The sequence below is a fragment of the Bradyrhizobium sp. th-b2 genome (assembly GCF_000426785.1).
GTDB classification, from domain to species: Bacteria; Pseudomonadota; Alphaproteobacteria; order Rhizobiales; family Xanthobacteraceae; genus Bradyrhizobium; species Bradyrhizobium septentrionale.
The window spans coordinates 1-6,808 of the sequence record NZ_AUGA01000148.1 but is presented as its reverse complement, the minus strand read 5'-3'; the positions used below and the strand labels follow the sequence as shown (position 1 = coordinate 6,808).

General features: G+C 60.0%; 6 protein-coding genes. 2 read left to right on the top strand and 4 right to left on the bottom strand.

Translation table 11 applies throughout. The annotated features are described in order from the left end of the window. Window positions 1–164: 164 nt before the first annotated feature. Entirely contained in the window at window positions 165–1,526 is a 1,362-nt protein-coding gene (locus tag K359_RS0146140) for a hypothetical protein (protein ID WP_156929093.1), read from the bottom strand. A 226-nt stretch (window positions 1,527–1,752) separates the two neighbouring features. On the opposite strand from K359_RS0146140, the gene K359_RS0146135 reads away from it, so the two are divergent. Beyond that, window positions 1,753–2,004 carry a hypothetical protein gene (locus K359_RS0146135; protein WP_029085054.1) on the top strand — a complete coding sequence of 84 codons (252 nt, stop codon included), beginning with the start codon at window positions 1,753–1,755 and terminating at the stop codon, window positions 2,002–2,004. Between the two features lie 139 nt (window positions 2,005–2,143). Continuing rightward, the gene (gene hflX / locus K359_RS0146130) at window positions 2,144–3,547 is read left to right on the top strand and encodes a GTPase HflX (protein WP_084518823.1); all 1,404 of its coding nucleotides are present in this window, start codon (window positions 2,144–2,146) and stop codon (window positions 3,545–3,547) included. Between the two features lie 55 nt (window positions 3,548–3,602). On the opposite strand, the gene K359_RS58060 is transcribed toward hflX, so the two are convergent. The 3 genes from K359_RS58060 to K359_RS0146115 all read right to left on the bottom strand — a co-directional run bounded on the left by K359_RS58060 (window position 3,603) and on the right by K359_RS0146115 (window position 6,255). Further along, window positions 3,603–4,625 (bottom strand): class I SAM-dependent methyltransferase, encoded by a 1,023-nt coding sequence (locus K359_RS58060; protein WP_051346821.1) that lies wholly within the window; start codon window positions 4,623–4,625, stop codon window positions 3,603–3,605. Window positions 4,626–5,163: 538 nt separating this feature from the next. Next, complete coding sequence (locus K359_RS0146120; protein ID WP_029085052.1) at window positions 5,164–5,604, bottom strand: lipocalin-like domain-containing protein; 441 nt, start codon at window positions 5,602–5,604, stop codon at window positions 5,164–5,166. A gap of 33 nt (window positions 5,605–5,637) precedes the next feature. Then, entirely contained in the window at window positions 5,638–6,255 is a 618-nt protein-coding gene (locus K359_RS0146115; RefSeq protein WP_035978396.1) for a hypothetical protein, read from the bottom strand. Window positions 6,256–6,808: the final 553 nt, after the last annotated feature.

Here is a 6,808-nt window from a genome sequence, read left to right as displayed (position 1 = left end):
CCTTCGCCATAGACGGTGAGCATAGTTAAGCCTTCCTGGATTGGGCCAGACTCACTCGCAGAGGTGAGCCAGTCGCGCAATGGACTATCGATGGCACACAATGCGCGCAAGGCTTGACGCATATTCCTACAGCGCTGGCCCTGCCCACTCTATGGATTCACGACCTAATGCTGCACGCGGTCCGGAAACGCCGTGTAGACGAACCAGGGTTCTGGATCCTCAGCCGTCGGAACGTGGTTTTGCCTGGGCCTGATGACGATGGTCACGCCCTTCAAGTGCTCGTCCCAGAACACGCCTTTGTCGAGCACCTGATCGTTCGAGTTTTTGTAGACCTTCTTGAGCCACCCGCTTCCGGTTTCGTAACCGACGGCCTTGTTTTCTCGGACCCACTCCTTGCCGCCGGCCGTCGTTGTCCGGATCTCATCGATATTGTCGTGGATGATCTGTCCGATCACCTTCACCATCGTGTCCTGATCGCGCCACCTCGACGCTGCCTTGGTCTTGCCTTGACCCCGCCAGACACTGAAATTTGTCGGCTGACCGTTGGTTTCCGATGGTAGCACCGCGAGCTTCTTCTCGCCGACGACCCTCTCCAGGAGTTTCGTCTCGGTCAGGTGCTCGTTGTGTCGTCCCAAAAGGTGCCCTCCCTCCTTTTCCCATATCAGCAGCTCGCGCGCACCCACCTGCTTGTATTGCTTCGGCAAGCGCGGGGTGACGCTCGGTGGTGCGCCAACCGGCTTCTTCGGTGGGCCGGGCTTCATCGCCTGCACGAACAGGCCGCCCGGCTCCGAGCCCGTCGCCATGCTGAAGTGCAGGAAGGAAACATTCATGCCGACGTAGCCCGCGAAGGTATTGGTCAGCATCGCCAGTTCGAGAAGCTGGTGGCGGCGCTTGATGTTGAATTCGATCGTGGTTCGGAAATCGACCAGATCCGGCGTGGTCGATCCGTTTAGCATCATCTCGTCGCGGGCATTCATGGGGATGATGGTGCCGTTTCGCCGCACGTAATGATCGATGATCGGCGGCTCATAAGGCTTCAGCCGCACCAGTCGCATTCCGGGAATGCTGGTCCGGACCGGAACGTCGTCGAGCGAAAGCTCGAGCTTTCGTCCGTCGTCGTAGTAAACGACCATCGTATGGAATTCGAAGGTATTCGGATTCGGATCGCTGGTGACGTTCGAGATGTTATGGTTGACGAAGCGCTCCTGATATTCCGGATCGGAATGGGCTATCGTGCGAACGGTCTTGGCGTCTTCATCGACCAGTCGATATTGCTGGCTCCGTGGCTCCGGCTTCGGCGCCGCCCCCTTCACCGCCGTCAGGATTGCGAGCAGATCGTTCCGTGCGCTCGGCGACACACGATTGTTGAAAGCGGTGGCAAGCGCATCGCTCGCATCAGGCGTGGAGAGACGTTCGTACAGCTTCAAGGCCAGTGCCGGATCGTCGACCGCCTGAAAGCTCGCTTTCAGCGAATTCAGACGCCGCGCCCCGTCCGGCCCCGAAAGTGGCGCGCGCAGCAGCGCCATCACATCGGTCTCGAATTGCTGCTCTGTCATCTCTGGTCTCCAACAACCGCCCGGCAACGTCCGTTGGACGTAGCGGGCGTTGTACCGGTTCGAACGGTCGCGACATGTTGAACGGCCCGGAGGCTCTCGTTCGGTGTGTGATCTCGACACACACTGAGGGCAACACGCGCGTGCCGAAGATCAGGTGGACGCGGCAAGACCAGGGAGTTTTGCGCGTGGGCCGGGAATGGCTGGTTCGGAAAAGACACGCGATTACTATATCGTGGCCGTTTCGTCCGTCTCGTTTCTTTATGTCGCTCTACCTATCTTGCAGACGCTGTCGTTTACCACTGTTTCTCAAGCGAGATGGTGTCATGTCGTTCCAACCCAGGCGCGCTGGCCCTTCGATCGCATCGAGACCGAGACCGGCGCGCGGAGACCTTCACTCCAGGTACTGATCGCAGCCACCGGCATTCCTGAAATCAACATGAGTGAGTAGGCCTCGCGGCAGCGACCACTGCACGTTCAACGCTCAGTCCGGCACAGGCCGCCGGACACAAGAGACGACCGCCGCAGCCTGGGTCTCGCGCAAACCGCCAGGTGCCACCGCAGCGGTGCCATGGACAGGAGAATGCCAAATGGCAATAACGGAAGCCTGGCACGCTGCCGGCGAGCGCCGCACCGTGGAAACCAAACCGCCCATTCCGCGCGCGATCCTGGTCGGCGTCCAGCTTCCGGGCGTCGATGACGTCGCGCACGCCGCAAGCATCGAAGAACTGGGCCGTCTGGTGAACACGCTCGGTTACGAGGTCGTTGGCACGATATCGCAGAAGCGCGACGAGATCGACGGCGCGACGGTGCTCGGCAAGGGGCGGCTCGAGGAACTCGCTGTCATGACCGGTGGCACGGGCGTCGTCGGATCGATGGCAGTACCGCGGAAGTCGAAGGCCCGCGAACGCTTTCAGGACGGCGACGGCAAGAAGCCGAACGCCAGACAGCCGGAGCCTGATCCTGAGGTGCAGCCGAAGCCGGAGCTTGTGATCTTCGATCATGAAATCTCCCCAGGCCAGGCCCGCAACCTGGAGCGCGCGACCGGCGCGCAGGTGCTCGATCGGACCGGCGTGATCGTCGAGATTTTCCATCGTCACGCACACAGTCGCGAGGCGAAGGTGCAGGTCGAGATCGCGCGATTGAAGTACGTGTCGCCGCGCTTGCGGGAAGCGCCGGGCAGCGGACGGCAGCAGGGGCCCGGCTCGGGCGAGTCCGATCTCGAGCTTGATCGCCGCAAGATCCGCGATCGCCTCGCGGAACTAAAGGAACAGCTGGATGATATCCAGCGAGACAGCGACCAGCGTCGGTCCGCGCGCCGCGATCAGCTTCGGGTCGCACTGGTCGGCTACACCAACGCGGGGAAGTCGTCGCTCATGCAGGCGCTCACGGGCAGCGAGGTGCTGGTCGCGGACAAGCTGTTCGCGACGCTCGATACGACGGTGCGCGCCCTGCAGCCCGAGATGAACCCGCGCGTGCTGGTCTCGGACACCGTCGGGTTCATCAAGAAGCTGCCGCACGATCTCGTCGCGTCATTCCGTTCCACGCTCGCCGAAGCGCTCGAAGCGTCGCTGCTGTTGTTCGTCGTCGATGCGTCCGATCCGGCGTACCAATCGCAGCTCGAGGTGAGCCGCGGCGTGCTGCGTGAGATCGGCGCGGAAGCCGTCCCGTCGCGTCTGCTTTTCAACAAGATTGATCGCGTCAGCGAGGCGGACCGGGCCGCCCTCCACGCAAAGCACCCGGACGCGATCCTGCTTTCCGCAACGTCGTCCACTGACGTAGCCTCGCTACGCGAGACAATCATCGCTTTCTTCGAAGCTGCAATGGTGGAAGACCAGTTGGTCCTGCCCTACGCGAAGCAGGGGCTGCTCAGCGACGTGTATGAGCATACGTGCGTGCTCTCAGAGGACTACGATGCCACCGGCCGGATCATGAGGGTACGCGGCCTGCCCGACGCGATCACGCGGCTGCGAAGAACCCTCGCCGCCCCATGAGTTCGACCGCCAACCCGTCGACGACGGCTACAGATCCAGAAAGCGATCGCCGGTGTCAGGTCGACGCAACGACACGGGCGGCAGGTGCAACGGTTCGCCGGCTGCCCGCCACGAGCAGGAGATGTGTGGCGCGATCCATGAATTCCGAGCACGTGGCATACGCCTTCTCGAGCCGTTCAAGTTCATCGGCAAGCTGGCTGTCGCCTGATGGAGAGTCGGAATTCCAACGGGGATCCGGCACAAATCGACTATGAAAGAGGTCCAGGCCGCGCACCTCTTCTATGTCGAAGCAGCTGGCGAAATGGTTCCGCAATTCGACCGCCGTAAACTGGTGAAAGCTGAATGCAATGTGTCGGCCGTCGCTGAGATCGATTTCGCACCGATCCCTGGCGTGATCTTGTTTCAATCGGCGGACTTTCTCGATCGAGTCCACAAAGGCCGTTGGCATGCTGCCAATCGGACGCACCGTCGTTATGAAATATCCCGATGTGACGCGTGCGATCTCCTTTGAGATTTCCGGCAGGCGTGCGACGGGCAGATGGCTGAGCGCGCTGTACAGGCAAAGAGTCAGATCGACCGAGGCATCCTGTTCCGGTAACCGGTTCGCAAGGTCGGCGACGTCGAACGTGAGACTCACTCCAGGAAGGCTGGAAAGATTTCGGGCCGCCAACCTGGCCCGTTCTATTTGCGCCTGTGCGATGTCGAAGCCACGTGCGGTAATGTCGCCGAATCCGAGCGCATGTGCGTGCATGACCAGCCGGCGCAGCCAGGTGCCGGGTCCGCAACCCGCATCGAGGAATCTGACCGAGCTTGCGCCGGAAGCCCGCAGGTCGGTCAGTTTCTTCTCCAATACGGCCCAAACGCAGCGGTCTGCGTAGGCGTGCATTCCCTCAAAGGCAAATGGCTGCGAGGGATCCCCGTCAGCGTATGAGACATAATCGTCACCAGCCTGGTTGTAGATATCGGCAACGTCATCAGTTGCCTCATTATCAACTGCCTGGACAGAATGCCCAACGCGATGGGGGACGGACAAACTTGACGCCCATTTCCGCGCAGGGATCGAATCGTAGTCAAACATGTCCGGCCCGCCAGATATGAAATGGGGTTTCCAATTTTGCGGCACATGCGGCCTGAGAGCCGGCCGACGCGCAGAAGATGTGCCGGCAGCGATATGAAATCGAGACTGGTTGCTGTTGTGATTCATAAGCGCTTCATATACGGCAGATTCAACTCAGCCAGTTTATCGCCGGTCACCGGTGAAATTCGCCGCTTGCTGCAGCTCGTTCAATGCCTGTGCAAATTGGCAGACCAACATCGCGCAAAGTGGCGTCTGCCGAGCGGCTTGTGCGATCAATCGATTGTCGCGCGGGGTAGCGCTCCAATGGTCCGCGCGCGGCGTTGCCATGCTGGGTGACGCAGTGCGGCTAGTGGGGAATGACGGACACGGCCGAGGCGCGATGAGTATGATGCAAATCATGGGATCAGGCATCAATTGAGTGCACTGCAATTGCCGTGTTTCCACAAGCAGCCTGAGCGTCGGCACGGCCCGGACCGAACGCGCTTCGAGCTACGCTGCGCTTGCGCGTGAGAGGGATGTGGCCTCCGGCTTGCGCTCGCTATTCGGCGCGCACGTAAGTCGAACGGAAGTAAAGATCCGGACCGCCGGTCGGATCCTTGATCGGATCCGACGTCATTGTCAGGTCATTGCCCTTGATCTCGAAGCCAAAGGTGATCGGCTCCAGGTACTGCACCGCGGACACTTCGGGATAGAATATCACCTTGTTGCCGCCGATCGACTCGAAGGGGCCGGCGGCGCTGGCCATGGTTTTCGACCATGCAATACGGTCGGCATCGGTCACGGCGCCGACGCTGGCTTTGCGATCCTCGGCGAAGAACATGTAGATCATCCGGTGACCTGCGGTGTGGATGCGATAGCCTTTAGGGTGTTCCCTGTAGGTCTTCACCACGGTCTCGACGCCGACCTGCCGCCGCTCGAAGCTGACCAGCTTCCAAACGCCGATGAATTGCGACGGCACGTCATCGGTCATGGCGTCCATCTCGCTTCCAAGATACTTTTACTCAACGCCCCCTTAATCCCAATTTCCCCCATTGGGATCGAAGGGCTTGATCTTTCCCTTCACCCAAATATAGACCTGCCCCTCATAGTCATCGATGCTCCCGCGGGGCATGAAAATCAGGTTCACAATGCCCCACCATTCGGACTGCATTTCCGCCGCGGCTACAACATTGCAGCCTGAGACCTCGGAGAGTCGCTGACAGAAGTATTTACCCTTGAGATCCTTGGCCAGGGCGCAGCTATGAAACCAGATGGTGCCGATATTCTTGCCCTTCAACGCAGCGAAAAGACCGACATTGGTGAGGTCGAGAGCGTTGTGCGTTGCTTCGCGGAAACGGCTAGTGCCATATCCTGATTCAGGCGAAGCCTCCCCGACGATGACCATTTGCTCCTTCTGTCCCCCCGAGGATGGACCCTCCTCCCGCCCGTGGAAGTTGAGCACGACGTGATGCAGCCGTCGGTTTGGTGTCTGACCATAGGCGACGAGGATCCAGTTCACGATGTCCTTGGCAGTCGCGCTTTTTGGACAATTCCATGTTGTATCCATGAACAGCCCGCACCCTCCAAAGGGAGGGTTAGTAAAAGCATACGAGTTGAGCAGCAACGACGGCTGTACCAGGGCAAATGACATCAAATGACCCCTTCTCATTGGTAAGACGGCGCGGAACGAAGGCGATTGATGAAGTTAGTGTAGCAACTACATGCGGTCGTATCCACGTTATTCATGTCGCACCCGCTGCGGTTCGCTTTGATGTCAATCACTGCCGACAGAACGACGCCAATCGCGAGCGCGACGAACTTGAGATGCTTCAAATTTGCAGTACATTGGTTCGGGAGGGCAGTCCGTTGGTCAAGCTGCGCAATTCTGCTTAGTGGTGCGTAAGGGCATCACGGCACAAACCGGTGGCTTCCCTGTCGGCTGTTGACCTTGAGCTGAGCACTCACGGGGACATGGCCCACGCGGAAATGCCCCCCGAGCTGGGTCAGCCATTCGCGGGTTTGATGCAAATTTCCAGCGCGCCACTGCGCAACGTCCTCACGCCGCTCAGTCCCTAAGCCATTTGCATGATCGGGGTCGCCGGCCAGAGCAAGCCCCGACTGCTATCGCGGTCGTCGCGATCTGCTGCATGGCTTTTCGAATTGATCAAGATGCGCGTTGTGCTGAGATGTCCGAATCTGGCCCT

Bases quoted from the DNA above. Each gene is read 5' to 3' on its own strand.
- K359_RS0146120 (WP_029085052.1), bottom strand. From the start codon at position 5,604: ATGGACGCCATGACCGATGACGTGCCGTCGCAATTCATCGGCGTTTGG.
- hflX (WP_084518823.1), top strand. From the start codon at position 2,144: ATGGCAATAACGGAAGCCTGGCACGCTGCCGGCGAGCGCCGCACCGTG.
- K359_RS0146115 (WP_035978396.1), bottom strand. From the start codon at position 6,255: ATGTCATTTGCCCTGGTACAGCCGTCGTTGCTGCTCAACTCGTATGCT.
- K359_RS58060 (WP_051346821.1), bottom strand. From the start codon at position 4,625: ATGTTTGACTACGATTCGATCCCTGCGCGGAAATGGGCGTCAAGTTTG.
- K359_RS0146135 (WP_029085054.1), top strand. From the start codon at position 1,753: ATGGCTGGTTCGGAAAAGACACGCGATTACTATATCGTGGCCGTTTCG.
- K359_RS0146140 (WP_156929093.1), bottom strand. From the start codon at position 1,526: ATGGCGCTGCTGCGCGCGCCACTTTCGGGGCCGGACGGGGCGCGGCGT.